Annotated in this window: 24 protein-coding genes and 1 pseudogene; 18 read left to right on the top strand and 7 right to left on the bottom strand. The window is 68.1% G+C overall.

The annotated features are described in order from the left end of the window. The first annotated feature begins 34 nt into the window (after positions 1-34). From AZE13_RS25455 to AZE13_RS25495, 10 genes are all read left to right on the top strand, one after another. Positions 35-1,444 carry a recombinase family protein gene (locus tag AZE13_RS25455; RefSeq protein WP_066936771.1) on the top strand — a complete coding sequence of 470 codons (1,410 nt, stop codon included), beginning with the start codon at positions 35-37 and terminating at the stop codon, positions 1,442-1,444. Then, entirely contained in the window at positions 1,441-1,797 is a 357-nt protein-coding gene (locus AZE13_RS25460) for a hypothetical protein (protein ID WP_066936556.1), read from the top strand. The genes AZE13_RS25455 and AZE13_RS25460 overlap by 4 nt, the downstream gene beginning before the upstream one ends. A gap of 168 nt (positions 1,798-1,965) precedes the next feature. Beyond that, the gene (locus AZE13_RS25465; protein WP_066936559.1) at positions 1,966-2,145 is read left to right on the top strand and encodes a hypothetical protein; all 180 of its coding nucleotides are present in this window, start codon (positions 1,966-1,968) and stop codon (positions 2,143-2,145) included. Positions 2,146-3,507: 1,362 nt separating this feature from the next. Beyond that, positions 3,508-3,927 carry a hypothetical protein gene (locus AZE13_RS36440; RefSeq protein WP_147264720.1) on the top strand — a complete coding sequence of 140 codons (420 nt, stop codon included), beginning with the start codon at positions 3,508-3,510 and terminating at the stop codon, positions 3,925-3,927. Positions 3,928-3,973: 46 nt separating this feature from the next. Next, positions 3,974-4,858 carry a hypothetical protein gene (locus AZE13_RS25470; RefSeq protein ID WP_066936562.1) on the top strand — a complete coding sequence of 295 codons (885 nt, stop codon included), beginning with the start codon at positions 3,974-3,976 and terminating at the stop codon, positions 4,856-4,858. Positions 4,859-5,429: 571 nt separating this feature from the next. Then, on the top strand, positions 5,430-5,870 hold the full coding sequence (locus AZE13_RS25475) for a hypothetical protein (protein WP_147264721.1): 441 nt from the start codon (positions 5,430-5,432) through the stop codon (positions 5,868-5,870). 470 nt (positions 5,871-6,340) lie between these two features. After that, positions 6,341-7,588: a helix-turn-helix domain-containing protein gene (locus tag AZE13_RS25480; RefSeq protein ID WP_066936568.1), complete on the top strand. Its 1,248-nt coding sequence runs from the start codon at positions 6,341-6,343 to the stop codon at positions 7,586-7,588. Positions 7,589-7,804: 216 nt separating this feature from the next. Further along, positions 7,805-8,005: a hypothetical protein gene (locus AZE13_RS25485; protein ID WP_066936570.1), complete on the top strand. Its 201-nt coding sequence runs from the start codon at positions 7,805-7,807 to the stop codon at positions 8,003-8,005. Between the two features lie 490 nt (positions 8,006-8,495). Next, the gene (locus tag AZE13_RS25490) at positions 8,496-9,404 is read left to right on the top strand and encodes a radical SAM protein (protein WP_079124359.1); all 909 of its coding nucleotides are present in this window, start codon (positions 8,496-8,498) and stop codon (positions 9,402-9,404) included. Positions 9,405-9,432: 28 nt separating this feature from the next. Further along, on the top strand, positions 9,433-9,777 hold the full coding sequence (locus tag AZE13_RS25495; protein ID WP_066936573.1) for a hypothetical protein: 345 nt from the start codon (positions 9,433-9,435) through the stop codon (positions 9,775-9,777). 78 nt (positions 9,778-9,855) lie between these two features. Here the strand turns inward: AZE13_RS25495 and AZE13_RS25500 are convergent. Next, a pseudogene (locus tag AZE13_RS25500) lies at positions 9,856-10,113 on the bottom strand (XRE family transcriptional regulator); the annotation flags it as partial. Between the two features lie 101 nt (positions 10,114-10,214). Here AZE13_RS25500 and AZE13_RS25505 point away from each other — a divergent pair. The 3 genes from AZE13_RS25505 (at position 10,215) to AZE13_RS25515 (ending at position 13,704) form a co-directional block, all read left to right on the top strand. After that, a complete protein-coding gene (locus AZE13_RS25505; protein WP_066936777.1) occupies positions 10,215-11,669 on the top strand; it encodes an MFS transporter in 1,455 nt (484 codons plus the stop codon). Between the two features lie 218 nt (positions 11,670-11,887). Beyond that, positions 11,888-12,892, top strand: coding sequence for an aldo/keto reductase (locus tag AZE13_RS25510; protein WP_066936579.1), 1,005 nt, complete (start codon positions 11,888-11,890; stop codon positions 12,890-12,892). Between the two features lie 230 nt (positions 12,893-13,122). After that, positions 13,123-13,704, top strand: a complete 582-nt coding sequence (locus AZE13_RS25515; RefSeq protein WP_066936582.1) for a TetR family transcriptional regulator — start codon at positions 13,123-13,125, stop codon at positions 13,702-13,704. Positions 13,705-13,828: 124 nt separating this feature from the next. On the opposite strand, the gene AZE13_RS25520 is transcribed toward AZE13_RS25515, so the two are convergent. From AZE13_RS25520 to AZE13_RS25530, 3 genes are all read right to left on the bottom strand, one after another. After that, a complete protein-coding gene (locus AZE13_RS25520) occupies positions 13,829-14,722 on the bottom strand; it encodes a D-alanyl-D-alanine carboxypeptidase family protein (RefSeq protein WP_066936584.1) in 894 nt (297 codons plus the stop codon). A gap of 446 nt (positions 14,723-15,168) precedes the next feature. After that, positions 15,169-15,819, bottom strand: a complete 651-nt coding sequence (locus tag AZE13_RS25525; RefSeq protein WP_066936587.1) for a response regulator — start codon at positions 15,817-15,819, stop codon at positions 15,169-15,171. A 65-nt stretch (positions 15,820-15,884) separates the two neighbouring features. Then, a complete protein-coding gene (locus tag AZE13_RS25530; RefSeq protein ID WP_066936590.1) occupies positions 15,885-17,099 on the bottom strand; it encodes a sensor histidine kinase in 1,215 nt (404 codons plus the stop codon). 177 nt (positions 17,100-17,276) lie between these two features. Between AZE13_RS25530 and AZE13_RS25535 the strand changes: the two genes are divergently transcribed. Continuing rightward, the gene (locus tag AZE13_RS25535; RefSeq protein WP_079124360.1) at positions 17,277-17,759 is read left to right on the top strand and encodes a hypothetical protein; all 483 of its coding nucleotides are present in this window, start codon (positions 17,277-17,279) and stop codon (positions 17,757-17,759) included. A gap of 163 nt (positions 17,760-17,922) precedes the next feature. On the opposite strand, the gene AZE13_RS25540 is transcribed toward AZE13_RS25535, so the two are convergent. Next, positions 17,923-19,305, bottom strand: a complete 1,383-nt coding sequence (locus AZE13_RS25540; RefSeq protein WP_066936591.1) for a glycine--tRNA ligase — start codon at positions 19,303-19,305, stop codon at positions 17,923-17,925. 289 nt (positions 19,306-19,594) lie between these two features. On the opposite strand from AZE13_RS25540, the gene AZE13_RS25545 reads away from it, so the two are divergent. The 4 genes from AZE13_RS25545 to AZE13_RS25560 all read left to right on the top strand — a co-directional run bounded on the left by AZE13_RS25545 (position 19,595) and on the right by AZE13_RS25560 (position 22,993). Further along, positions 19,595-20,635, top strand: a complete 1,041-nt coding sequence (locus tag AZE13_RS25545; protein ID WP_066936594.1) for a metal ABC transporter substrate-binding protein — start codon at positions 19,595-19,597, stop codon at positions 20,633-20,635. 53 nt (positions 20,636-20,688) lie between these two features. After that, positions 20,689-21,480, top strand: a complete 792-nt coding sequence (locus tag AZE13_RS25550) for a metal ABC transporter ATP-binding protein (protein ID WP_066936780.1) — start codon at positions 20,689-20,691, stop codon at positions 21,478-21,480. 50 nt (positions 21,481-21,530) lie between these two features. Further along, entirely contained in the window at positions 21,531-22,430 is a 900-nt protein-coding gene (locus tag AZE13_RS25555; RefSeq protein WP_066936596.1) for a metal ABC transporter permease, read from the top strand. A gap of 134 nt (positions 22,431-22,564) precedes the next feature. Next, entirely contained in the window at positions 22,565-22,993 is a 429-nt protein-coding gene (locus AZE13_RS25560) for a Fur family transcriptional regulator (RefSeq protein WP_079124361.1), read from the top strand. A gap of 66 nt (positions 22,994-23,059) precedes the next feature. Here the strand turns inward: AZE13_RS25560 and AZE13_RS25565 are convergent, their stop codons facing one another. Both AZE13_RS25565 and recO read right to left on the bottom strand, forming a co-directional pair. After that, positions 23,060-23,878 carry an isoprenyl transferase gene (locus AZE13_RS25565; RefSeq protein WP_066936602.1) on the bottom strand — a complete coding sequence of 273 codons (819 nt, stop codon included), beginning with the start codon at positions 23,876-23,878 and terminating at the stop codon, positions 23,060-23,062. 53 nt (positions 23,879-23,931) lie between these two features. Continuing rightward, positions 23,932-24,678: a DNA repair protein RecO gene (recO, locus tag AZE13_RS25570; RefSeq protein WP_066936783.1), complete on the bottom strand. Its 747-nt coding sequence runs from the start codon at positions 24,676-24,678 to the stop codon at positions 23,932-23,934. Positions 24,679-24,794: the final 116 nt, after the last annotated feature.

Genomic DNA, 24,794 nt, shown 5'->3' on the forward strand with positions numbered 1-24,794 from the left:
CACTACGAAGACTCGCGTCCCTGTCCGTCCCGCGTTGGCGTTCTCGCTGCGCTTGTCCCGTTCCTCTGATGAGTCGTCCTCTCTGGACGTGCAGCTTCGCGCGTGCTGCCTCAAGGCTGAGTCCCTGGGTTTCAGCGCCGAGGAGATTGCCGATGCCGTAGCGAACGCCTACGTAGACGATGGCGTGTCCGGTGGCAGTGCGCTGGAGTCCCGCAAGGGCATGGTCCGGATCATGGCGGACCGTCCGGCGTGCGTGATCGCGTGGAAGCTGGACCGCTTCGCACGGTCGGTCTCCGAGTTCGACAAGCTGATGGCGTGGGCCGACTCCAACGACATTCGGCTGATCACCTCGGACGGGCTGTTGGACTCCGCCGACACGTCGGGCACGGGCCGTCTGGTCGCGCAGATCATCGCTGCCGTTGCTGCCTGGGAACTGGGCATGATCACCGAACGCAGCGAGGCGGCGCACGAGGAGCGGCGCACGCAAGGCCGCTGGATCTCGGGTAAGGCTCCGTGGCCGTACCGGATGGAGCGGCGGGACGGCAAGGCATACCTTGCGGAGGACCCCGAGGCGTTCGCACTGTGCCGCAAGCAGATAGGCAAGCTGCTCGCCGGGGGCAAGGGCGGTTCCCTCGCCGCGACGGCTGAGCCCCTTCCCATCGGCCGTCAGCAGTGGCGCAAGCTCCTTCGCGGTGTGGTGCTGCGGGGGTGGCGTGAGTACAAGGGTGAGCTTGTCACCGAGGCGGACGGTGTGACCCCCGTGCAGTACGGACCCGAGGTCATCGACGCCGCGACCGCCAAGCGGCTCAAGGATCGACTCAAGGAGCTTGAGGCCGGGGAGCGGGCCGAACGCCGGGACGCCCCGCCGCTGGCCGGTCATGTCCGCTGCTCGCATGGGTGCGCCATGAACGGTGGTCTGTCGTCCCGCAAGCGCCTGCTCTACAAGTGCGAGAACGGGCACGGCTCGATCATGGCGGACCGCGTAGAACCTTTGGTGCGCGGGGAGTTCGCCGACCGCTTCGGGCATGAGCCGCTGTTCGTCGTGACCTACTCGGGAGGCGTGGACCACTCCGGGGAGCTTGCCGACTTGGCAGCGAAGCGGGAACGGATCACGCGGGCTGTGGGCATGGTGGACGGCCCGGCGCTGGAGACGCTGACGGGGCAGCTTACGGACCTTGAGGCCACGTACGCCCGTCTGACGGCTGAGCATGACCCGGAGGTGACCGAGACATGGACGGCGACGGATCAGACAGTCATGGACGCGTTGGCGGAGTTGGACGAGGGCAGCGTCGAGGAGCGTGCGCTACTCGCCGGGAAGGGGCTCAAGGTCACGGTCTACCCGACCAAGGAGGCCCCCGACAGTGGCCGTGTGGCCCTGACGTGGGACGTGCCCGGTAGTGTCCGGTCTGAGCAGCTTGTATCGACTCTGGAGACCGCAGCGTGACCCGCCCCACCCCCGAAGAGATGGCCGCCGAAATCCGGGCCATCGTCCGTCAGCGTGAGGCGGAGGAGGCTGCCCTCCGGGAGCGCGAGGAGCGTGAGACGGAGGAGCGGCGGTCCGTCGAGGCGGAAGCCAAGGAGCGGCAGCGTCAGCGCGAGGAGCGGGCCCGGCAGGAACAGGCGGAGCGTCGCCAGCGGGAGCGGGAGAGGGCCCGTGCGTCCCAGGAACGCGCTGCCAGGGAAGCGGAGCGGCAGGCATCGGCGGACACCGCCCGGCGGCTCCGTGAGGAGAGGGAAGCACGGATGCGTGCCGCGATCGACAGGCAGCGCGAGAAGGACGCCCACAAGGCCGCGTAAGGCCGTCTGAGCCCCCGGTGAGGATCAAACCCGCCGGGGGCTCAGCCGTACCCCGGAGTGCTGTCTTGCGGCCCTCTGGCTCGCTTCTGCGGTTCGCGTCTGTCCGCCGGGCATTCGGCTCGCTTGAGGACTACGAGGAGCAGCTACACAGCAGCGAGGAGGAATGGCGTGCCGATCACCAACACCCTGGATCTTGCGACGCTCAGCGCCCGCATGGACGCGTGGTCAGCCGAGGGAGGGAAGCGGGGCCGCCTGGTACGCGCCTTCCGCTCGAACCTGGGCAACTCTCCGGACCTACAGGCCGCCCGCCTCGCGCTGCTGGTGCGCTACGCGGAGACACCCGCGTAATCGACTCCTCCGTACCGAGCCCCCGTCAGCGATGGCGGGGGTTTTCTTCGACCTACTTACGCGGATTTCGCGGAATCACCGCACTGATCAGCCCTCGTTACGAGGGATTACACAGAACACGCCTATCCGTTACGGCGACTTTCGAGGAGAACTGACCATGACTGACCAGCCATTCCGGGGACTTACGCGGACCCCTGACCCGACTTTCAGGGGAGCCACGCGGAATCAGCGATCCTCAAAGGGGAGTTACGCGCTAATACGCGGAGCGATCCAGCACGCCGAGGAACTTGCGTGGTCCGCCATCGCGTCCGGTCATCCCACAGCGGAGGAACTGCACGGGGCCATGCGTGAGGCCCTGGAATTCGTCGATGCCATCCTGTTCCCCGCTGAGGGCTGCGAGGGCCCCGACTGTTCGAACCCCTTGCAGTACAAGGGTGTTGGCCGTCCAGCGCGGTACTGCTCGGCGCGCTGCAAGGATCGGGCCGCCTATAGGGCGAAGCGCCAGCGGCTACAGCGAGGAGAGGGCTAGCCCTCCCTCTCTACCTCTTCTACCTCTACTTGTTACGTATCTAGTGTTGATTGTCCAAGGGTATGTGTCTGTCTATAGAAATCCCCAGTAGGGACTAGATGCCTAGGACAAATTCAGCACGGTTCGTAACACCCCCCAGCAAGGAACGAACCAATGCCGTACTACCCCTGGGAAGCTCAGACCGGCCGCTGTGCCGTCTGCGACCGCTGGCTATCGGGCCGTCAAGAAATGTACTGCGGTGAGGCGCACCGCAAGGCACACAAGCGCTTTGAGCAGCTAACAGCAGCAGAGAGGAGCGCGAGGCTATTCGGCCGGAACTGCGCGTACTGCGAGGAGGCGTTCGACCCGAGGAACCCGCGTCAACGCTTCTGCTCTACCTTCTGCGCTGAACGCTCAAGGGAAGCGGAGTTCGAGGCACGCGAAGACGTCGTGTGCCAATTGGAAGGTTGCGAGAACAATGCCGGTTGGGAGGGCACTGGCCGGGCTCGCCATTACTGTTCGGCAGCACACAAGCAAAAGGCTTACCGGCTGCGCAAGGCCGGGCATCCCACTCGTTAACTCGTAAGTGGAGTTGCGTAACAGGCTCACTCTCTGGTCTGTGGGAACGTCTCCTGTTTTGGGTGTGCGCTGTAAGCCCCGATGGTCCGCACTTGCCATCGGGCTTGCTCACCCCATTTCGCGGCTGCCTCCGCGATCCCGCATTCTTCGGCGTTGAGAGTCGCACGCGCGTAGCCGGTGCACCCCGCCGAATATCCCCCTTGCTTGCTGTGGTCTAGGCAGAGACCCGGCGAGTAAGGGGGATTTTTTGTACCCGGATATTCAAGGACATCACGATGGATGAGAAAACCGCCGCGCAGGCGGCAGTCAACGCATACAGAGAAGCCGGTCTAGAGCCTCCCCGCTGGATGGTAACTGCCGCGCTAGGCAAGGCGGGTGCAATGCTGAGCATTGCCCGCGCCGATATCGCCAAGCAAAAGGCCAAGGAGAACGATCCTCGGGAACTGGCCCGCCGCGCTGTCGCCAATGGTTCGGGCCCGGCAAGTGGGACGATCCCAGACCCGGAGGTGCGTCAACTCCTGCGCGCTATCGCGATCCGAAATGGCAGCAGCAGAGCGGGACTTGAAGAGAACGCCCCCGAGCCCTTCGATGGCCCGTCAGCCACTCCTGCGAATCCCGTGAAGGCCCCGACCGAGGAGAAGTACAACCCTGTCGAATTGGCCGCCGAAATCAGCAAGCGGGCACATATTCGCTGACCTCAGCACCCTCCGCCCGTAAAACTCATAGCAGAAAGTATCCGAAATGTTCTTTGGTTCTGACCCTGACCTCAATCTCGGCTTTGGCTCCGGTCATTCCCGCATGGCCGAGTGGCGACTACAGCAGGAGCGCGCCCGCATTGACCGCGAGATGCGCGAACAGCGCATGATGACCGTTGACGCCAACGGTGTTCCTGCCGAGTGGCGCGATCCGTGGGCCGACGACAACTCTCCGCTGAATGACGTTCCGCGCGCCTCTCACGGCCTTCCGATGGCTCATGCACCCGAAGCCGTACAGGGGGCCCGAAGGGCGCTCACAGAGGCCGTACAGCGATTCGAGGGGGCCGAGGAGAAGGCGCGCACCCAGTACGAGGAGTACGGCGCTATTGCCGACACCGCGCACGCTGAAATGCGAGCGGCCCTCAAGGCCGGAAAGCCGACTCCTGCCAGTGCTGCGGAGGCACAGACCAGGCAGGCAGAAACGGCCCCTGGAGTACGGCAGGCTATTGCTGAGCGGGATGCCCTTTGGGCCCATTCCTGCGATCTTCGCGACGAGTACAAGCGGCTACTCAACAGCGAACGCTACGAGTGGCGGAACATCACGGCCACACATGTGGTCAAGCAGATCCCCAAGACACGGGCCAAGGTGGATAAGGCAGTTGAGTCCCTGCGCGCTGCCCTCTATGAGGCGGATGAGCTGTCCGATATGGCGGATGCTTGCCGACGCACTGATAGCGAATGGAGCCAGTACAACGACACCCCCGCCGAGTTTGCCGAAGATCAGCAGTCGCTGAACGCGCGGGCCCGCATGAATCTTCCGGAACTCTCCCTGTCGGGCGTGGTGGATGAGGCGGCAAAGCATGCGGGGAGCATTGCTTTCCTGGGGGAGGGAACGGGCAAGTTCCGTAAGGGTCTCACATTCTCTCTGTAGAACCCGGTCAATGAATCTAGGGCGGGGGGTAGTTGATACTCCCCGCCCCTCCCTATCCCCGCCTTCTATGGCCGGGGGCGCCCTAGGAGGCCCCTCAAATGTCCGTTCCTCTTCCCTGTTATCGTCACGGTTGCGAGCGGTCGCGCTCTGTTCGCACGGCTGGAACATTCCATATGTTCTGTGGTGCGGGGTGTGATTCGTGGCTCTCAGTCGCTCACGCTGTGAGCAGGAACCCCAATGGTGGCCGTGACGCTAAGCGCCTGTTGCAGCTTGAGGAGAAGCTGAACGAATCTCCGTACCTATCGCGCGACGATAAGGGAACCCTCACTGAGATCGCTGAGCGTTATGGTGTTGCCCTTTCCGCTCGTTCTTACAGGCGCGCGAACGAGTATCGAGTTGGGAACTCAGCGCTGATGACTGCGAGTTGATGGCACTGTGCCGCGCTCACACCCCCACCGTCCCCCCTGGGGGGTGCCTCCCTCGGCTCTCTCTCCGCAGCGGGTGCCAATAGCATTTCCCTTCGTGTGCAACTCATTTCAGACCCCTCATTTTTCAGACCCTAGGATTTCCCATGGCAGACCGATTCGCGGAGCCGCTACCCGACTCCCTTGAACACCCTGAAATGCCCCCAGGATCGCGCTGGTTCGATGCCGTGACCCGGTATTGGCGGCTCGACGCCGACGAGTGGGCCAAGGCCGAACACATCGCGCGGGCCAAGGATGAGCTAGCCAGGCTCGAAGAGGCCGCCGACGACGCCCCGCCGACCGTGAAGGGCTCGATGGGACAGCCGGTCGCGAACCCCCTGTTCGCTGAGGTCCGGGCTCACCGCCGGTCCGTCTCCGACCTAGTCAAGACTCTTGAACTCCCTTCTGAGTACGACGAGTTGATGAGGGCGGCGAAGCTACAGGCGGCGCAGGACCCGCGCAGGCCGGGGCGACCGACTCGGGCCGAGACTCGGAGCGCCCACAACTTCGCGCTCAACCGGGCGATCGGGGCGGGTGATCCGTCGTGACCACGAAGCCCTGTTGCCGGTGTGGGGTGTATCGCCCCCGGTCGGAGTTCTACGCGCTGTCGAACGCCCCGGACGGGCTCCGCTACGACTGCAAGCCATGCGTCCGGGCATCCATGAGGGCCTACTACTGGCAGCACCGGGAACAGATCCTCGTGGGCCGCCGAGCCCGGTACCACGCTGCTCGTGACGCTGCCTGACGAGACCCCCGTTGGTCGCCCCTTCGCTGGGGTGGCTGGCGGGGGTCTTTGGCGTTCGCGGGGCGCCTTGGAATCCCAGGTGGAGGAAACCTCGGTTTCTCGGCCGGCTGGGGGTGCAGCCCTTGCTGCGCACGGGAGTTGAGTGCCTTCGTTTCCATGGCCTCTGGCGCCTTCTCGGCACGTCAGGGGTGGGGCGTTCGCTGCACTTGGGGCCCATGGTCGGGCGTACGCTGGATGGACGGAGCACGACACCACACGCACTAGGCGGGGATCATGAGCGCTCTAGGGGAGAACGTCAGGAAGTACCGGCGGTTGGCTGGGCTGACTCAGGAACAGTTGGCCTACGCTGCTGGCCTCGCGCCCTCCACTGTCGCCAAGCTGGAGCAGGGCGGAAACGTCCGCATCGAAACCCTTCACATCCTGGCTCGCGCATTGCATGTGAAGACCTCTCAACTGATGGCTTCTGACACACCGGAGCCTGTTCGGGGTGAAGACCCAACCCGTGTGGGTTTGGCCGAATTGCGGAGTGCTCTTACCCCGCCGCTGAGCATCCTGGACAGTGCCAGCGAAAGGCCCGACGAGGAACCCAACCTTCCCGCCTTGCTGGAAGTAGTCCGCGCTGGTTCGTCGGCGTACGACTCGGATAACTTCGGTTCTGTCGCCGGGAAGATGCCGCAGATGATCCGGGACGCGAATACGGCCGTCTCGTACTTCGACAACGGCGACGAACATACGCAAGCACTTTCAGCGCGGGCCGAAGCGTACTTGCTGGGTGGTCGCTATCTGACGCAGGTTCGGCAATACGATCTCGCGTATCACGCACTGTCCGGCGCCATCCAAGACGCACGATCCGTAGAGGATATGAACACGGCTGGGTATGCCGTGGTCATCATGTCATGGCTTCTGTTGCGTCAAGGCCGTTTCGATGACGCGGAGCGAGCCGCTATCGAGACAGCGGAGAACCTAGAGCCACGAATCTCTAAGGCGTCCCCGGAGAGGTTGGCCGTATGGGGATGGCTCACTCTGCAAGCGGCTGCCGCTGCTGTCCGCAACAACCGCCCCGAGGAAAGCGCGGACGCTCGGCGCTTCGCTCAGTCTGCCGCTGCCGCTTTGGGGAAGCGTTCCGATACTCGCCACCGGTTCGGCCGGTTTGATAGCGCTGTTGCCGGGATGAAGGGGCTTGAGGATGAGCTGATCTCGGAACACGGAGACCCTTACCGCGTGATCGACGAATCCACCGGAAAGGCCCGGTTCTCGGATCACGCCATGAAGGCGGCCCGCATCGCTGAGACGGATAAGGAGTGGAACCGGCATCGGCTGACCGTGGCGACGGCATTCGTCAAGGTCGGGGAGCATGACAAGGCCCTCGACCGGCTGACGGCCGTGGACTACGCCAATCCTCAGTGGCTTCGGCATCAGCGCATGGCGCAGGACGTCATGGCGGCGATCGTTCAGCGCCGCAAGCGCAGGCTCACCGCTGAGATGCGGGCCATGGCTACGCACCTGGGTGTGTTGGGCTAGCTACGGCCAGCTACTGCGTAGCGCGGTAGTTAGGAGCGATCATGCTTCCAACTGCCGCGCTACGTCCGTGGATTGCCCCGTTCCGTGGTCGTAGCTTCTCGGTATCCCAACGGCGAACAGACCAGGGGCCGAGAGATGGTGCACAGAACAGGTGAAGACCGACAGCGCAGGCAGAACCTTGCCGACGCATCGGCGGGGATAGTCCCCCCGGCATGGGTGCCCAACCTGGGCGTCCTCGTCAAGGATGTGAGCCGGGGGGAGGTGGGCACGGCTGTCGGTTGGGACGGGCCTACCGGCACGGTCACGCTGGCACCACTGAACGGCGACGGCGACGACTGGGAGACCACGGAGTTCAAGCCGCCCAACGAGGTGGACCGGCTGTGCGCTCGCATGGTCAAGGCCAAGGCCGGTAAGTGATGGTGGCCCCCGCGCGGTTACAGCGCAGACCCGCACCCCCGCTTCCGCCCCCGAAGCTAGTGAGCCTCATAGACGCCCCTGACGGCCCGTACGCGGACTCTCCGCCCGGTTGGTGGGATGAGTACGGCGGAGCGCGCGACCCCGTGTCAGGGGTGGTCTACATCCCCCAGGGCAACCCCACGCCCCCCTGTCGAATCGCCGGTTGCGTGCGGCACGGCACCCCATGAACCGCTTCGGACGCTGGGTGCTCCGGGCCCTCGTGCTCACCTCAACGTTCGTGACCTACGCGGCGTGCGGCTACGTGCTGACGGCCCGCCTCTAGCTCCCCGTCCGGTCGGCACGCCCCCGTGAAGCGGAGTCGGCCGGGCGGGGCCCATCACCCGCCCCTCTCGCGGTCACCAGGAAGGCGCGCACTACGTGTTCCCCCACGCAGCGCAGACCGCTTGAGGGGCGGGCAACTCACACATCCACAGTCTCTAGGAGTCTGGCAATGAGCGCTGCCCAAAACCGGCTCAAGTTCGCGTGGTTAGAGGTCACGGGATTCTGCAACGAGTCCTGTGATCACTGCTATGCCGACTCGTCCCCCAAGGGGACGCACGGCACGATGACCGCGCGCAACTGGGCAGGCGTAATTGATCAGTTGGCGGAGATCGGCGTTGACGACGTCCAGTTCATCGGCGGGGAACCCACGCTGTACCCGCACCTTGCGGACCTGATCCAGCACGCCCACGGGGCGGGGCTCGGGGTCGAGGTGTTCTCGAACCTGACCCACATCCGCGAACCCCTGTGGAAGACGTTCAAGGCGTGCGGGGCCAAGCTCGCCACGTCGTACTACTCGGACACGGCCGCCGACCACGACAAGGTGACCCGGCTCCGGGGCTCCCACAAGCGGACCCGCGCGAACATCGCCAAGGCGCTAGACCTCGGTATCCCGCTGCGGGGCGGAGTCGTCACCGTGAACCAGGGGCAGCGTGCTAAGGAGGCGGCGCAGGACCTCTTGGCGCTCGGGGTGGAAGAGGTCGGCGGGGACCGTACGCGGGCGTTCGGACGGGCCAGCAAGGGCGCCGCGCCGACGATCGGGGACCTGTGCGGGCACTGCGCCCATGAGAAGTGCGCTATCGGCCCGACCGGCGACGTATGGCCGTGCGTGCTGGGGCGCTTCCTGACCCTGGGGAACGTGCTGACGACGCCGCTCGCTGACATCTGGGGCGGCGCGCAGATGGCGCAGGTAACGGCCGACATCACGGCTGTACACGGAGAGGGGGCGCAGTCGTGCACGCCTCCGCAGTTCCTCCCCATGTGCGGGCCCTGTGGGCCGTGCGTTCCCTCTGTGGGGCACTGCGACCCAAGGGAGACCGACGCCGTTACGGAGACGGCTACGATCGGCGCACCCGCCTGACCCGCTGAGATCACCAGGGAGCACGGACATGCACGATCACGGCGACGACTTCGGCCCGTGGGGTACGGACGGCAATGCCAGCGCCGTACAGCGAACTGAAGAGGAGTGGGCCGTCATCGCCCGGTACATCCGGCACGCCGCGAACAAGGTCGGCCCGGATCTTCCGCTGTGTCTTCCTGGCGAGCCGCAGGCGTGCGGGCGAACTGCGCAGCAGCACGTCTTGGCGTGGTCGGCCCATCTGAAAGCGGTGGCCCATCACCTGATCGAACAGGCGACGCCGAGCCAGGAGAGGGGCGCCCACGCTGCCGGGACTCTGTACCAGCGGCGGCTAGGCGAACTGCGGGACCAGAGCACCCGCGCACACGTCCAGTAGGACGCGAATACGGCCCTGTCTGCGCGCTGTCGGCGGCGTGCGGGCGGGGCTCCGTGCTGCTCAGGCAGGCGCCATCTGGTGTGTATCCCGGAGGGTGTACCTTTCGAGCCAGGTGTACCAGGTGACGCCGATCGTCCCCAGGTGGGCGACCTCCTCGCGGCGCAGCCCGGGGGTGCGGCGCCGGGTGCCTCGGGGCAGGCCGACCTGCTCCGGGGTGATCCGCTCCCGGCGACTGCGCAGAAACGCGGCCAGCTCGGCGCGGCGGGCGGAGTGGCAGCGCGGGGCGGCGGTGCCAGGGGCTGTGACAGCCTGCGTCAAGGGCGCATCTACGGTCATGCCCCGAGCCTGCCGTAGGTCGCAGCCGGTTGCCAGGTAGAGGAAATACCAGGATAAGGACACTCTGGTACCCGTCTGAGCGGGCCACGATCGTCGTGATCGTGACCGATACCCACGTTCAGACCACCGTCCCCGCACCGCCGTCCGCGCCCACCTGGCACCGGTCGGCGGCCGCCCCGCTGCTGACCCCGCTGGGCCTGCTGACCGTCCTCCTCGGCGCGGCGCTGCCGATGATCGACTTCTTCATCGTCAATGTCGCCCTGCCGAGCATCGACCACGATCTGCACGCGGGCCCCGCCATGCTGGAGATGGTGGTGGCCGGTTACGGCGTCGCCTACGCCATGCTGCTCGTCCTCGGCGGGCGGCTCGGCGACATGATCGGGCGCCGCCGGGTGTTCCTGTGGAGCCTGGCCTCCTTCGGTGTGACCTCGCTCGCCTGCGGGCTGGCGCCGAACGCCTGGTCCCTGGTGGCCGCCCGAGTCGCCCAGGGCGCCGCATCCGCGCTGCTGCTGCCGCAGGTGCTGGCCACCATCCAGGCGTCGACCACCGGCAGGCGGCGCGCCAAGGCCGTCAGCCTGTACGGCGGTACGGCGGGCGTCTCCAGCGCCCTCGGCCAGGTGCTCGGCGGGCTGCTGATCGCGGCCGATCTGGCGGGCAGCGGCTGGCGGGCGGTCTTCCTGGTGAATGTGCCGATCGCCGCGGCGGCCTGGCTGCTGAGCGTCCGTACGGTGCCCGAGACCCGCTCGCCGCACCCCAGCCGGGTGGACGGTCCCGGCACCGCGCTGCTCGCGTTGGCGCTGGTCACTCTGCTGCTACCGCTGACCGAGGGGCGCGCGGCCGGGTGGCCGCTGTGGTCATGGGTGCTGCTGGGCGTCTTCCCCTTCGCCGCCGCGGCGTTCGCGGTCGTCGAGCGGCGCGCCGAACGGGCGGGCCGTACACCTCTCGTACCGCCCTCCCTGCTGCGCATCCGGTCGGTCCACAGCGGCCTTTCCCTGATCGTGCCATTCTCCGTCGGATTCGGCGGCTTCATGTTCGTGGTGGCCGTCGCCCTCCAAAACGGCCTGCGTTACGGCCCGTTCGCGGCCGGCCTGGCCCTCGCCCCGCTCTGTGCCGCGTACTTCTTCGCCTCGCTGGCGGGCCCGCGGCTGGTGCAGCGCTTCGGGCGCCGCGTCGTGATCACCGGCTCGCTGATCCAGGGCACCGGGCTGGCCGCCCTGGCGCTGACGGTCCGCGCCGGCTGGCCCGACGTCTCGGTGGCCGGGCTCGCGCCGGGCATGACGGTGCTGGGCCTCGGGCAGGGGTTGGTTCTGCCGGTGCTGATGCGCATCGTGCTCAGCGAGCTGCCGGTGACACAGGCCGGGGTGGGCGGCGGCGTCATGGTCACCAGCCAGCAATCGGGCCTGGCGCTCGGCGTGGCCACGCTGGGCTCCCTCTTCCTCGCCCTGGTCCCGGCCGTGGGCATCCGCGATGCACTGCTCGCCGCGCTGCTGACCCAGCTCGCGATCGTCGCGGGCACGACGCTGCTGGGGCTGCGGCTGCCACGGGCCGTGCGCTAGGGCCTGTCCGATGGGGACGGGCCAGGGGGAGCTGAGGACGTGCGAACGGCGCGCTGAGGCGGTCGGAAGGCAACGGGAATTTCGATGGACGACTAACAGATATTGAAATCTGTCAGCCGTCATGCCATAGTCGACTCACGGCGGCAGCTGCATGCAGCAAGTCAGCAGGCAGCGCCATATCCATCCCTTCCCCACCCCTCCCCTCTCAGGAGCTCTCCGTGCAGACCCGCACCCTCGGCACCAACGGCCCGCAGACCTCCGCCCTCGGCCTCGGCTGCATGGGCATGTCCGCCCTCTACGGCGACAGCGACCGCAGTGAGTCGATCGCCACCATCCATGCCGCCCTCGACGCCGGCGTCACCCTGCTCGACACCGGCGACTTCTACGGCATGGGCCACAACGAACTGCTGATCAACGAGGCCCTGCGCACCGCCCCCGCGGCCGCTCGCGAGCGAGCACAGATCAGCGTCAAGTTCGGCGCCCTGCGCACCGTCGAGGGCGGCTTCACCGGCTACGACGGACGGCCGGACGCGGTGAAGAACTTCGCCGCGTACTCCCTCCAGCGCCTGGGCACGGACCACATCGACATCTACCGGATCGCCCGCATCGACCCGGACGTGCCGATCGAGGAGACCGTCGGCGCCATCGCCGAGCTGGTCGACGCCGGCCATGTCCGGCACATCGGCCTCTCCGAGGTGGGTGCGGAGTCGCTGCGCCGGGCCGCCGCCATCGCCCCGATCTCCGACCTCCAGATCGAGTACTCCCTCATCTCCCGCGGCATCGAGGACGCGATTCTGCCCACCGCCCGCGAGCTGGGCATCGGCATCACCGCGTACGGCGTGCTGTCCCGTGGCCTGATCAGCGGCCACTTCAGCCGTGACCGCAAGCTCGCCGCGAACGACTTCCGCGGGATGAGCCCCCGCTTCCAGGGGGAGAACCTCGCGCGCAACCTCGATCTGGTGGAGGCGCTGCGGAAGATAGCCGAGCAGAAGGGTGTCTCGGTCGCCCAGACCGCTATCGCCTGGGTGCTCTCGCGCGGCGAGGACATCGTCCCGCTGGTCGGCGCCCGCCGCCGTGACCGGCTGGCCGAGGCGCTCGGCGCCCTGGACGTCACCCTGGACGCCGACGACCTGGCCGCGGTCGAGCGCGCGGTCCCGGCCGACGCCGCGGCGGGTGACCGCTACCCGGCCGATCAGATGGCCCACCTGGACAGCGAGCACTGACCGCCAGGGCACGTGCGCGGGATGCCGACGTCAGGGCCGGCATGGAGCCCTCGCTCCGGGCGCCTGGCTCAGCGGGCGGGGCCGGCCATCACAGGGCGACCTGCGCCCCAGGCTCGCACCCCGGGGCGCAGACGGGGCAAGGGCAGGTACCGTCCCTACGTACATACGTACCTGGCTGCATACCGGGCACCTCTGCCCCGCCCGCTCTCCCAGAAAGGCCGGCCCGCCCCATGCCCCCCGAGACGTTGACCCCCGAGCGCATCCTCGAAGCCACCGAGGAGGTGCTGCGCCGCTACGGCCCGGCCAAGGCCACGGTCGTGGACGTGGCGCGCGCCCTGGGCGTCAGCCATGGGAGCGTCTACCGCCATTTCCGCACGAAGGCGGCGTTGCGGGAGGCGGTCACGGAGCGCTGGCTGGACCGTACGAGCGAGGAGCTGTCGGTCATCGTCACCGAGGAGGGCCCCGCTCCCGAGCGCCTGGACCGCTGGCTGACCGCCCTCTTCGAGGCCAAGCGGCACAAGGCCGGTGACGACCCCGAACTTTTCGCCACATATATGACATTGATCGGCGAGAGTGGGGGCGTGGTCGACCGGCACGTCACGGATCTGGAGGCCCAGCTCACCACCATCATCGAGGCCGGTGTCGGCGAGGGTGCCTTCCACACCCCCTCCCCCGCCACCACCGCCCGCGCCGTCTTCGACGCCACCGGGCGCTTCCACGACCCGTGTTACGCCGCCGAGTGGTCCCGCCCCGAGATCGCCACCGACTTCGAGGCCGTCCGCGACCTGATTCTGCGCGGCCTGCGCGGCTGAGCCGGCCGCACAGGACGAAGGCCCGCCCACGACACCTGATCGCGAGCGGGCCCCTGCACCACAACGCCCTACGCCTACGGCCGCCGGTTCCTACGTCCCCGGTGGCCCCTCGGTGGGCTACTGGCTACTTCTTGAAGGCGTAGTCCATCAGCTTCTTGGCGTCCGTGGTGCGGTTGCCGACCGAGGAGGACGCCAGGACCGTACCGATCACGGTCTTGCCCTTCCGGGTGGCGGCGAAGACCAGGCAGTACTTGGACTCCGGGCCCGAGCCGGTCTTGACGCCGATGGTGCCGGCGTAGCTGCCCAGCAGCGGGTTGGTGTTGGTCCACTCCATGTAGCGGTAGCCGCCGGACTTCGTGGTGACCTTCTGCTTGGTCGACTTCGTCTGCACGACCGTGCGGAACGTGGAGTTCTTCATCGCGCTGCTGGCGAGCTTGGTCAGATCACGCGGTGTCGAGTAGTTCGTCCCACGCCCTATCCCGTCGAACGAGTCGAAGTGGGTGTTCTTCATGCCGAGGGACTTGGCGGTGGTGTTCATCTTGCCGATGAACGACTTCACCCGCGCCTCCCGGGTGGACCCGGTGCCGAACTTGTCGGCCAGCGCGTAGGCGGCGTCACAGCCGGACGGCAGCATCAGCCCGTACAGCAGCTGACGGACCGATACCTTGTCGCCGACGATCAGCTTGGCCGAGGAGGCCCAGTTGTTGGCGACGATGTAGTCGCTGTACGCCTTCTGGACCGTGACCTTGGCGTCCAGGTCGAGCTTCGGCTGTGCGAGCACCACCTGAGCCGTCATGATCTTGGTGGTGGAGCCGGTGGAGCGACGGGTGTCGGCGGCCTTGGTGAAGAGGCTCTTGCCGGTGCCGTTGTCCATCACGAACCCGCCCTGGGCGGTGATCGTGGGCTGGGGGAGCGTGGCGGCCTGCGCCGGGGCGGCGAACACCCCTGCGGTCAGGACAGCTCCAGCGGTGAGGGCGACCGCAGAAACGCGGTGAATGCCCTTGATGCTAGTTTTCAAATTGAATACTCCAAATACCCCTGCGGTGCGGCCCTTTGAGGAAAGCCGCTCTCTCATGAGACGCGTGGGAGGGACCAATGGATGCGCCCCACACAGCCAACTTCACCAACTTGGCCAACTTTGGCCCTGCCTGACCGACCTGGCCAACTCGGCCTTGCCTGACCGACCTGGACAACTCGCCCCTGCCTGCCCGACCTGGCCAACTTGGCCTGCTTGGTTGACCTGCCCGACCTGCCCGACCTGCCCGACCTGGCCGGCTTCTGCTTCTGCTCTGCTTCGGCCTCGGCCTCGGGAATCTCGACCACGGGAATACCGCCCGCCCTCCCCCTGTTGTGGCCCCGCAGGGGGCCCTCGCGACCCTTAGGGGATCCGTTCGACCGCCCCCTAAGGGTCCGAACCGCCCCGCCCCTCCGCCGCCCCGCCCCCGCGCCCACCACCGCCAACTTCTAGCCCCCCACCCCCAGGAAGTGCAGCACCGCCAGCACCCGGCGGTGGTCGGCGTCCGCCTTCGGCAGGTCGAGCTTGGCGAGAATGTTGTTGATGTGCTTGGCGACCGCGCTCTCGCTGACCACGAGCTGGGCAGCGATCCCCGCGTTGGAACGGCCCTCGGCCATCAGGGCGAGGACCTCCCGCTCCCGGGCCGTCAGCCGTTCCAGCGGATCACTCGGCCGCCGCACCAGCAGCTGGGCGACCACCTGCGGGTCGAGCGCGGTGCCGCCGTCCGCCACCCGCCGCAGCGCCTCGACGAACTCCTCGACATCCGCCACCCGCTGCTTGAGCAGATAGCCCACCCCGCTGGTGTTGGTGGCCAGCAGCTCGGCGGCGTACCGCTCCTCGACGTACTGGGAGAGCATCAGCACGGCGGTCGCGGGCCAGCCCTGGCGGATCGACAGCGCGGCGCGCACGCCCTCGTCCGTGAAGCCGGGCGGCATCCGGACGTCCACCACCGCGAGGTCGGGCCGGTGCTCCTCGACGGCGGCCAGCAGTCCGTGCGCGTCCCCCACCTCGGCCACCACCGCGAAGCCGGCCATCTCCACCACCTTGACCAGCCCGATCCGCAGCAGCACGGAATCCTCGGCGATCACGGCACGTCTCATATCGGGCACGACACCCCTACCCCTCACTTCGGGCACGACGCCCGTCATCTCAGGCACAGCATCCGTCACATCGGACACGGCAGCTCTACGCTCATCACGGTCGGACCCCCCACCGGGCTGCTCATCCGGAACGTCCCGTCCACGGACCGCACACGCTGCGCGAGCCCCGTAAGGCCACTCCCCTTGGACGGATCGGCCCCGCCCGCACCGTCGTCGGCGATCACCACCCGCAGTATCCCGCCCAGCCGGGTAACCGTCACATCCGCCCGGGTCGCCTCCCGTGCGTGCTTGGCGACGTTCGTCAGCGCCTCGGAGGCCACGAAGTACGCGACCGCCTCGACGGCCGGTGTCAGCCGCTGCGGCAGATCCACCCGCAGCCGTACGGGCAGCGGGGCGCGGGCCGCGAGTCCCGACAGTGCCGCGTCCAGCCCGAGTTCGTCCAGGACCGCCGGGTGCAGCCCGCGCACCAGGCTGCTGAGCTCCTCGATGGCCTCCTTCGCCTCCCGGTGCGCCGCGTCGATCACCTCCCGCGCCTCGGGCGGCAGATCCGTCAGCGTCGCCTTGGCCAGCCCCAGATTCAGCGCCAGCGACACCAGCCGCTGCTGGGCACCGTCGTGCAGATCCCGTTCGATGCGCCGACGTTCGGCATCCGCGGCGTCCACCGCCCCGGCCCGGCTCGCGGTGAGGTCCTCGACCCGGCGTGCAAGGTCCTCCTCCCTGCTGCGGCCGAGCAGGGTGGGCACCACCTGGCTCTCCAGGCGAACGAGGGCGGCGGCCAGGGCCGGGACGACGGCCAGCGCGAGCAGCCCGGCCACGGAGACGTACCCCACCTGTGTGGTGTAGCCGATGTGCTCGAGCCGCCACTGCCAGGGCAGCGCGTAGATCCATACGAAGGTCAGCGACGCGGCCACCCCGGCCAGCAGCAGCCCCACCACCAGCGCTTCGAGCCCGCCGAACAGAGCCCCGGCCAGGCAGTGGTATCCGAACTGCCGCCACGGCCGCTGCCACCCCGACCGGGGAATGTCGATCCCGAGCACCTGCCGGAAACGCCAGCACTGGGCCGCGGTCAGTGCCGGTACCGAGAACACCGTCAGCACCAGCGCGAACCCCAGGACCACCGGCGCGTCGCTGCTCCGCCCCATGAGGGTGTCCATACCGAGACCGAAGATCATGAACAGGAGGAACCCCATGAAGAGGTGGAGCGGTGCTCCCAGGGCGAGGAAGGCCGTATCACGGTTCAGGCGGGTGAGCGCGCGCCGCAGCCGGGGCGGGATGTGCATGATCCAACCGTATGCGGCGAGCGCCGCGGCCTGCCATGCAGCTGCTGTCCGGAGCGGGGGTGTAGCTGGTGCCACCCCAGGTCGGACAGCGGCGTTACTGACTCCGGCCAGCGGAAAACGGAGAGTGGTTCACGAGCCCGAAGGCCGGGTTCGAGACGACCGAAAGAGACCTCCGCCGTGGCCCTCATCGCCTTCAGCCCCCTTGCCGACAACGGAAGTTGCGCGGAGGCCACCAAGACCGCCAAGGCCCGCGAGGCCGGGGCCGGTCGCGGAGGGCCGACCTGCCTCGGCCTCGTCCGCCGCTGGCAGGGTCGTATCCTCGCGGCCGCCGGCCTCGCCCTGCTGCCCTGGCTCGGCTACCTCGCCGGGACCCTGCCACCCGCCGAGGCGGCGGCCTGGGTCACCCTCGACGCCCTGGAGGCCGCCGCTCTCCTCACCGCCGGTACGCGTCTGCTCCGCGCCGACCTCCGCCACCGCACACCCGCGGCCGCCGCGGCCATACTCCTCTTCGCCGACGCCTGCATGGACCTCGCCACCGCCGCCCCGGGCCCGGACCTGAGCGCCGCGATAGCCATGGCCGTCGCGGCCGAACTCCCCCTGGCAGCCCTGTGCGCCCGGCTCGCGGCACGGCCGACGCGGGGCGCCAGGCAGGGCGTTTAGGGCGAGGCGGGACCCTTAGGGGATGCTCGAACAGATCCCGTAAGGGTCGTGAGGGCCCCCTGCGGGGCCACAACGTCGGGGCAGTGGGAGGTTATTCCGGCGCCTCCACGCAACGCTGGGGCCGGCCCCCCGACGGGAACCGGCCCCAATCACCACGTCCTGGTCAGCAGCCCAGCAGGCGGACGCCCAGGTATGCCTCGATCTGGTCCAGGGACACCCGCTCCTGCTTCATCGTGTCGCGCTCGCGCACGGTGACCGCGTTGTCGTCGAGGGTGTCGAAGTCGACCGTGACGCAGAACGGCGTGCCGATCTCGTCCTGGCGGCGGTAGCGGCGGCCGATGGCGCCCGCGTCGTCGAACTCGATGTTCCAGTTCTTCCGCAGGTCGGCCGCGAGGCCCTTGGCCTTCGGGGAGAGCTGCGGGTTGCGCGACAGTGGCAGCACCGCGACCTTGACCGGCGCCAGGCGCGGGTCGAGCCGCATGACCGTGCGCTTCTCCATCTTGCCCTTGGCGTTGGGCGCCTCGTCCTCGACGTACGCGTCGAGCATGAAGGCGAGCATCGCGCGGTTCACACCGGCCGCGGGCTCGATGACGTACGGGGTCCAGCGCTCGCCGGCTTCCTGGTCGAAGTAGGAGAGGTCCTGGCCGGACGCCTTGGAGTGCGCGCCCAGGTCGTAGTCGGTGCGGTTGGCGACGCCCTCCAGCTCGCTGAACTCGGTGCCGCCGAAGTTGAAGCGGTACTCGATGTCAGCCGTGCGCTTGGCGTAGTGGGACAGCTTCTCCTTCGGGTGCTCGTACCAGCGGATGTTCTCCTCGCGGAGACCGAGGTCGCGGTACCAGTTCCAGCGCTGCTCCATCCAGTACTCGTGCCACTGCTCGTCCTCGCCCGGCTTGACGAAGAACTCCATCTCCATCTGCTCGAACTCGCGGGTACGGAAGATGAAGTTGCCCGGAGTGATCTCGTTCCGGAAGGACTTGCCCATCTGCGCGATACCGAACGGCGGCTTCTTGCGCGAAGTCTGCTGCACCTGGGCGAAGTTGGTGAAGATGCCCTGCGCGGTCTCGGGCCGCAGGTAGGCGATCGAGGCGGTGTCCTGGGACGGGCCGAGGTGGGTGGAGAGCAGACCGGAGAACTGCTTGGGCTCGGTGAAGCCGCCCTTGTTGCCGCAGTGCGGGCAGTTGATGTCGGCGAGGCCGTTCTCGGGGAGCTTGCCGTGCTTGGCCTCGTACGCCTCCTCCAGGTGGTCGGCGCGGTAGCGCTTGTGGCAGGAGGTGCACTCGGTGAGCGGGTCGGTGAACGTGGCGACGTGGCCGGACGCCTGCCACACCTCGGGGGCCAGGATCACCGACGAGTCGATACCGACGACGTCCTCGCGGGAGGTGACCATGGCGCGCCACCACTGGCGCTTGATGTTCTCCTTGAGCTCGACGCCCAGCGGACCGTAGTCCCAGGCAGCACGGGAGCCGCCGTAGATCTCACTGCAGGGATAGACGAAGCCACGGCGCTTGCTCAGGCTGACGATGGTATCGATCTTGTCGGCGGCCACGGTGCTCTCTTCATACGACGACGAACGATGGATAGGGCGGCGCCCTGCGCCTCCATGAGGGGTGGTGGTCGGGAGACGGATGGGCGAATAGTTCAGGGTACCGGCGGCCGTACCCCCCGGGCCAAATCGGTTCCGGGCCGCTGGCCGAATCAGAACCAGGTCATTGACCATGATCACAGTTCGGCCGACCGCATCGGACCCGGACCGCTGACGCACCCCACTGTCGCCCCGCTCACATGACGATCCGATTTATTGACAATCGTTTCCAACTTTGTTGAAAATGACTGTCATGAACATACGCCGTCACCTCTCCGTCGCCGCCCTCGCCGGCACCTCGGTGCTGGGGCTCCTGGCCCTCTCCGCCTGCTCCCCCTCCGCGACCGGGCGTGCGGCCGACGGCAAGCTGAAGGTGACCGCGTCCTTCTACCCCATGGAATTCCTCGCCGAGCAGATCGGCGGGGAGCATGTCGAGGTGACCAACCTCACCAGGCCCGGCGTCGAGCCCCATGACCTGGAGCTCACCCCCAAGCAGACCGCCCGGCTCAGCGAGTCCGGCGCGATCGTCTACCTCAAGGGCCTGCAGTCGGCCGTGGACGACGCGGTCAAGCAGTCCGGCGTCAAGCACGTCGCCGACGCCGCCGCACTGACCTCCCTGGAGAAGCACGGCACCGAGGTCGGCGGCCACGACCACGCCCACGGGGACGAGCACGCCCATGGGGACGAGCACGGGGACGAGCACGGCGGCGAACACAAGGACGGGCAGGAGGACGGCCACGAGGGCCACTCCCACTCCGAGGCCGAGGGCGGCAACGACCCGCACGTCTGGCTCGACCCGGTCAAGTACGCCGAGGTCGCCAAGGGCGTCAACAAGACCCTCGCCGAGGCGGACCCGGAGCACAAGGCCGACTACCAGAAGAACACCGACGCCCTGGTGAAGAAGCTGAACGGGCTGAACAAGGAGTTCCAGGACGGCCTGAAGAACCGCGCCTCGGACACCTTCATCACCACCCACGCCGCCTTCGGCTACCTCGCCGAGCGCTACGGCCTCACCGAGGAGGCCATCAGCGGCCTCGACCCGGAGGCCTCCGACCAGAGCGGCAAGCGCATCAAGGAACTGCACACCCTCGCGAAGAAGCACCACGTCTCCACGGTCTTCTTCGAGACGATCGCCAACCCGGCCACCGCCAAGACCCTGGCCGGCGACCTCGGTCTGAAGACCGACGTTCTCGACCCGATCGAGGGAATCAACGACAAGTCCCGCGGCCGGGACTACTTCGGCGTCCAGCGCGCCAACCTCGCCGCGCTGCAGAAGGCGCTCGGCGGCAAGTGACCACCGCGCACCCGCTGCACATGAAGGAGGTCCCCATGGCGCCCATGGAGTCCATGAAGCAGCCGCTCCCCGAGCCGGTCCCCCAGCCCGTCGTCGACCTGCGCGGCGCCAACGCGTCGCTGGGCGCCCGCCCCGTGCTGCGCGGTGTCGACCTCACCGTGCACAGCGGCGAAGTGGTCGCGCTGCTCGGCGCCAACGGCTCCGGCAAGTCCACCGCCGTACGCTCGCTGATCGGCCAGGTCCCGCTCACCGGTGGTGCGCTGTCCCTGTTCGGTACGGAGTTCCGCCGCTTCCGGGACTGGGCCCGGATCGGGTACGTCCCGCAGCGCACCACCGCGGCCGGCGGGGTCCCCGCCACCGTCCGCGAGGTCGTCACCGCCGGCCGGCTGGCCCGTACGAAGCTGGGCATCCTGCGCAAGGCCGACCGGGCCGCGGTGCACCACGCCCTGGAGCTGGTCGGGATGGCCGACCGCGCCAAGGACTCCGTCAACGCGCTCTCCGGTGGCCAGCACCAACGGGTGCTGATAGCCCGGGCGCTGGCCGGCGAGCCGGAGCTGCTGATCATGGACGAGCCGATGGCGGGCGTCGACCTGGCCAGCCAGGAGGTGCTCGCCGGCGCCCTGCGCGAGCAGGTCGCCCGGGGCACCACCGTCCTGCTCGTGCTGCACGAGCTGGGCCCGCTGGAGCCGCTGATCGACCGCGCGGTGGTGCTGCGCGACGGCTGCGTCGTCCACGACGGCCCGCCGCCCGAGGCCGTGGGCCAGCACGCCCTCCCCGGCCACGACCACGTACACCCGCACGCCGACGCCGACGCGGAGCCGCTCCGCACCGGCCTGCTGACCTAGTGCCGACCTCACAGTCGACCTCATAGCCCACCTCATAGAGGCCCACCATCATGGAAATTCTCAACTACGCCTTTATGCAGCGGGCACTGATCGCCGCCCTGATCGTCGGCATCACCGCCCCCGCCATCGGCATCTATCTCGTCCAGCGCCGCCAGGCCCTGATGGGCGACGGCATCGGCCATATCGCCCTCACCGGCGTCGGCCTCGGCTTCCTCCTCAACCAGAGCCCGGTCTGGGCCGCCACCGCGGTCGCCATCGCCGGTTCCGTGATCATGGAGCTGATCCGCTGGTACGGCAAGACCCGCGGCGACCTCGCGCTGGCCATGCTGTTCTACGGCGGTATGGCAGGCGGCGTGATGCTCATGAACCTCTCCGACGCCGGCTCCAACGCCAACCTCGGCACGTACCTCTTCGGCTCGATCACCACCGTCTCGCCGGAGGACATGACCACGATCTACGTGCTCGCCGCCCTGGTCCTGGCGATCACGATCGGGCTGCGCCGCCAGCTGTTCGCGGTCTGCCAGGACGAGGGCTTCGCCCGGGTCACCGGCCTGCCGGTCCGCCTGCTCAACCTCCTGGTCGCGGTCACCGCCGCGGTCACCGTCACCGTCGCCATGCGGGTCGTCGGTCTGCTGCTGGTCAGCGCCCTGATGGTGATCCCGGTCGCGGCCGCCCAGCAGATCAGCCGCAGCTTCGCCACCACGTTCACGGTGGCCGTCGCGATCGGCATCGCGGTCACCCTGACGGGCACCGCCACCTCCTACTACGTGGACGTCCCGTCCGGCGCCACGATCGTCCTCTTCGCCATCGGCCTGTTCATCGCCTTCACCGCGCTCGCCGCACCGCTGGCGAAAAGACGCGCCAGAGCCGCCGCGCAGCCCGGTCAGGGGTGCACCCTGGAGGTACCCGGTGGCCGCACCACGGCGGACGATGTGAGCGTGGCCGGATGACGACGGCAGCCGGCCGGATGACGGCAGCCGGGGGACATACGTGTAAGCGCCCCACCGGCCCGCCGGTCATCACCTGGCACAATGGCGGGACGCATGTGCAGGGGGAAGAATCCTGACGTCCTAGGGAGGCAACGGTGGCGACGAGCGCGGGATCTCCGGTACGCGGCCGGTCGACGCGGCAGCGGACCGCGGTGTCCGCCGCACTCGACGAGGTGAACGAGTTCCGCAGTGCGCAGGAGCTGCACGACATGCTCAAGCACCGGGGCGACTCGGTCGGGCTGACCACCGTCTACCGGACGCTGCAGTCGCTGGCGGACGCCGGCGAGGTCGATGTGCTGCGCACCAGCGACGGCGAGGCGGTCTACCGCCGGTGCAGCACCGACGACCATCACCACCACCTGGTGTGCCGGACCTGCGGCAAGGCCGTCGAGGTCGAGGGCCCCGCGGTGGAGAAGTGGGCCGACCAGATCGCCGCCGAGCACGGCTTCCGGGACGTCGCCCACACGATCGAGATCTTCGGTACGTGCGGAGCCTGTGCGGAACAGACCGCCGACGACAAGTAGTGACAACGGGAACGGGCCGCCCCAGCACCTACTGGGGCGGCCCGTTCGCGTGTGTGCGACTCCGTGTTACGTGGCCGGCCGGCCGTCCGGCTCCGGCGCGGCGCCGAACCGGCGGTCCCGCTTCGCGTACTCCAGGCAGGCGTCCCACAGATTCCGGCGGTCGAAATCCGGCCAGAGAATGTCCTGGAAGACCATCTCGGCGTACGCGCTCTGCCAGATCAGGTAATTCGAGGTCCGCTGCTCACCGGACGGCCGGACGAAAAGGTCCACATCCGGCATGTCCGGGTAGTACATGTACTTCGCGACGGTCTTCTCGTTGACCTTGGACGGGTCCAGCTTCCCGGCCCGCACATCCGCCGCGATAGCCGCCGCGGCATCCGCGATCTCGGCCCGCCCGCCGTAATTGACGCAGAAATACAGCGTCATCGCGTCATTGTTCTTGGTCTGCTCCTGGGCGACCTGGAGCTCCTGGACCACGGACTTCCACAGCTTCGGCATCCGCCCGACCCACCGGATACGAATACCCAGCGCGTCCATTTCGTCACGCCGCCGCCGGATCACATCACGGTTGAAGTTCATCAGGAAGCGGACCTCTTCGGGTGACCGCTTCCAGTTCTCGGTCGAGAAGGCGTAGAGCGAAAGGTTCTTGACGCCCATCTCGAGGCAGCCCTTGAGGACGTCCAGGACGACGCCCTCACCGACCTTGTGCCCCTCGGTACGCGGCAGCCCGCGCTGCTTGGCCCACCGCCCGTTGCCGTCCATCACGACGGCCACATGGTTCGGGACGAGCTCCCCGGGGATCTTCGGCGGCCGCGCGCCGGAAGGATGCGGCTCGGGCGTGACGTACTCGCGTCGATGACGGCCCAGAATCCCGCGTCGTGCCATGCGGCCCACTTCTCCTATGCGTCGGCTGTGAGGGTCTTGATATTTCTCTTGCTCTACTGCTCTACGTACCGGAGAGAGCGCAGGCCCCGCTCCAGATGCCAGTGCAGATACGCCGTGACCAGCCCGCTGCCCTCCCGGGCATGGCGGGGCTCGCAGGCGTCCGCGGTCTCCCAGTCGCCGGTCAGCAGCGCGCTCAGGAGCCCGATGGCCTCCGAGGAGGGTACGACGCTCCCGGGCACCCGGCAGTCGCCGCAGACCACCCCGCCCGACGCGACCGAGAAGAACCGGTTGGGGCCGGGCAGCCCGCAGCGCGCACAGCCGTCGAAACTCGGCGCGTAGCCGTTCACGGCGAGCGAGCGCAGCAGGAAGGCGTCCAGGACGAGGTGCGGGGCGTGCTCACCGCGGGCCAGCGTCCGCAGCCCGCCCACCAGCAGCAGGTACTGCTGCACCGCGGGCTCGCCCTCGTGATCGGTGAACCGCTCGGCGGTCTCCAGCATGGCCGTACCGGCCGTGTAGCGGGCGTAGTCGGTGACGATTCCGCCACCGTACGCGGCGATCGTCTCGCTCTGCGTACACAGCGGCAGCCCGCGCCCGACGAGTTCGCTCCCGCGCGCGTAGAACTGCACGTCGACGTGGGAGAAAGGCTCCAGCCGCGCCCCGAACTTCGACTTCGTACGCCGCACCCCCCGGGCCACCGCCCGCACCCGGCCGTGCCCCCGGGTGAGCAGCGTGATGATCCGGTCCGCCTCGCCCAGTTTCTGGGTGCGCAGCACGATGCCGTCGTCGCGGAACAGACTCATGGCGCCCATTCTCGCCCATGGCCGGAGCCGACTGAGCGCTTTCACGGTTCGCGCACGGACCGTGACGCTACGGAACTAAGCTGCGCGGAAGCACGTGAGAGCAGGGTCACAACCGC

The sequence above is a fragment of the Streptomyces sp. NBRC 110611 genome (genome assembly GCF_001590865.1).
Taxonomy (GTDB): Bacteria; Actinomycetota; Actinomycetes; order Streptomycetales; family Streptomycetaceae; genus Streptomyces.

Excerpts from the sequence above, each read along its gene's own strand:
- AZE13_RS25545 (WP_066936594.1), top strand. The coding sequence starts at position 19,595 with ATGAACATACGCCGTCACCTCTCCGTCGCCGCCCTCGCCGGCACCTCG.
- AZE13_RS25495 (WP_066936573.1), top strand. The coding sequence starts at position 9,433 with ATGCACGATCACGGCGACGACTTCGGCCCGTGGGGTACGGACGGCAAT.
- AZE13_RS25565 (WP_066936602.1), bottom strand. The coding sequence starts at position 23,878 with ATGGCACGACGCGGGATTCTGGGCCGTCATCGACGCGAGTACGTCACG.
- AZE13_RS25515 (WP_066936582.1), top strand. The coding sequence starts at position 13,123 with ATGCCCCCCGAGACGTTGACCCCCGAGCGCATCCTCGAAGCCACCGAG.
- AZE13_RS25480 (WP_066936568.1), top strand. The coding sequence starts at position 6,341 with ATGAGCGCTCTAGGGGAGAACGTCAGGAAGTACCGGCGGTTGGCTGGG.
- AZE13_RS25490 (WP_079124359.1), top strand. The coding sequence starts at position 8,496 with ATGAGCGCTGCCCAAAACCGGCTCAAGTTCGCGTGGTTAGAGGTCACG.
- recO (WP_066936783.1), bottom strand. The coding sequence starts at position 24,678 with ATGAGTCTGTTCCGCGACGACGGCATCGTGCTGCGCACCCAGAAACTG.
- AZE13_RS25525 (WP_066936587.1), bottom strand. The coding sequence starts at position 15,819 with ATGAGACGTGCCGTGATCGCCGAGGATTCCGTGCTGCTGCGGATCGGG.
- AZE13_RS25555 (WP_066936596.1), top strand. The coding sequence starts at position 21,531 with ATGGAAATTCTCAACTACGCCTTTATGCAGCGGGCACTGATCGCCGCC.
- AZE13_RS36440 (WP_147264720.1), top strand. The coding sequence starts at position 3,508 with ATGGATGAGAAAACCGCCGCGCAGGCGGCAGTCAACGCATACAGAGAA.
- AZE13_RS25470 (WP_066936562.1), top strand. The coding sequence starts at position 3,974 with ATGTTCTTTGGTTCTGACCCTGACCTCAATCTCGGCTTTGGCTCCGGT.
- AZE13_RS25550 (WP_066936780.1), top strand. The coding sequence starts at position 20,689 with ATGAAGCAGCCGCTCCCCGAGCCGGTCCCCCAGCCCGTCGTCGACCTG.
- AZE13_RS25475 (WP_147264721.1), top strand. The coding sequence starts at position 5,430 with ATGGCAGACCGATTCGCGGAGCCGCTACCCGACTCCCTTGAACACCCT.
- AZE13_RS25530 (WP_066936590.1), bottom strand. The coding sequence starts at position 17,099 with ATGCACATCCCGCCCCGGCTGCGGCGCGCGCTCACCCGCCTGAACCGT.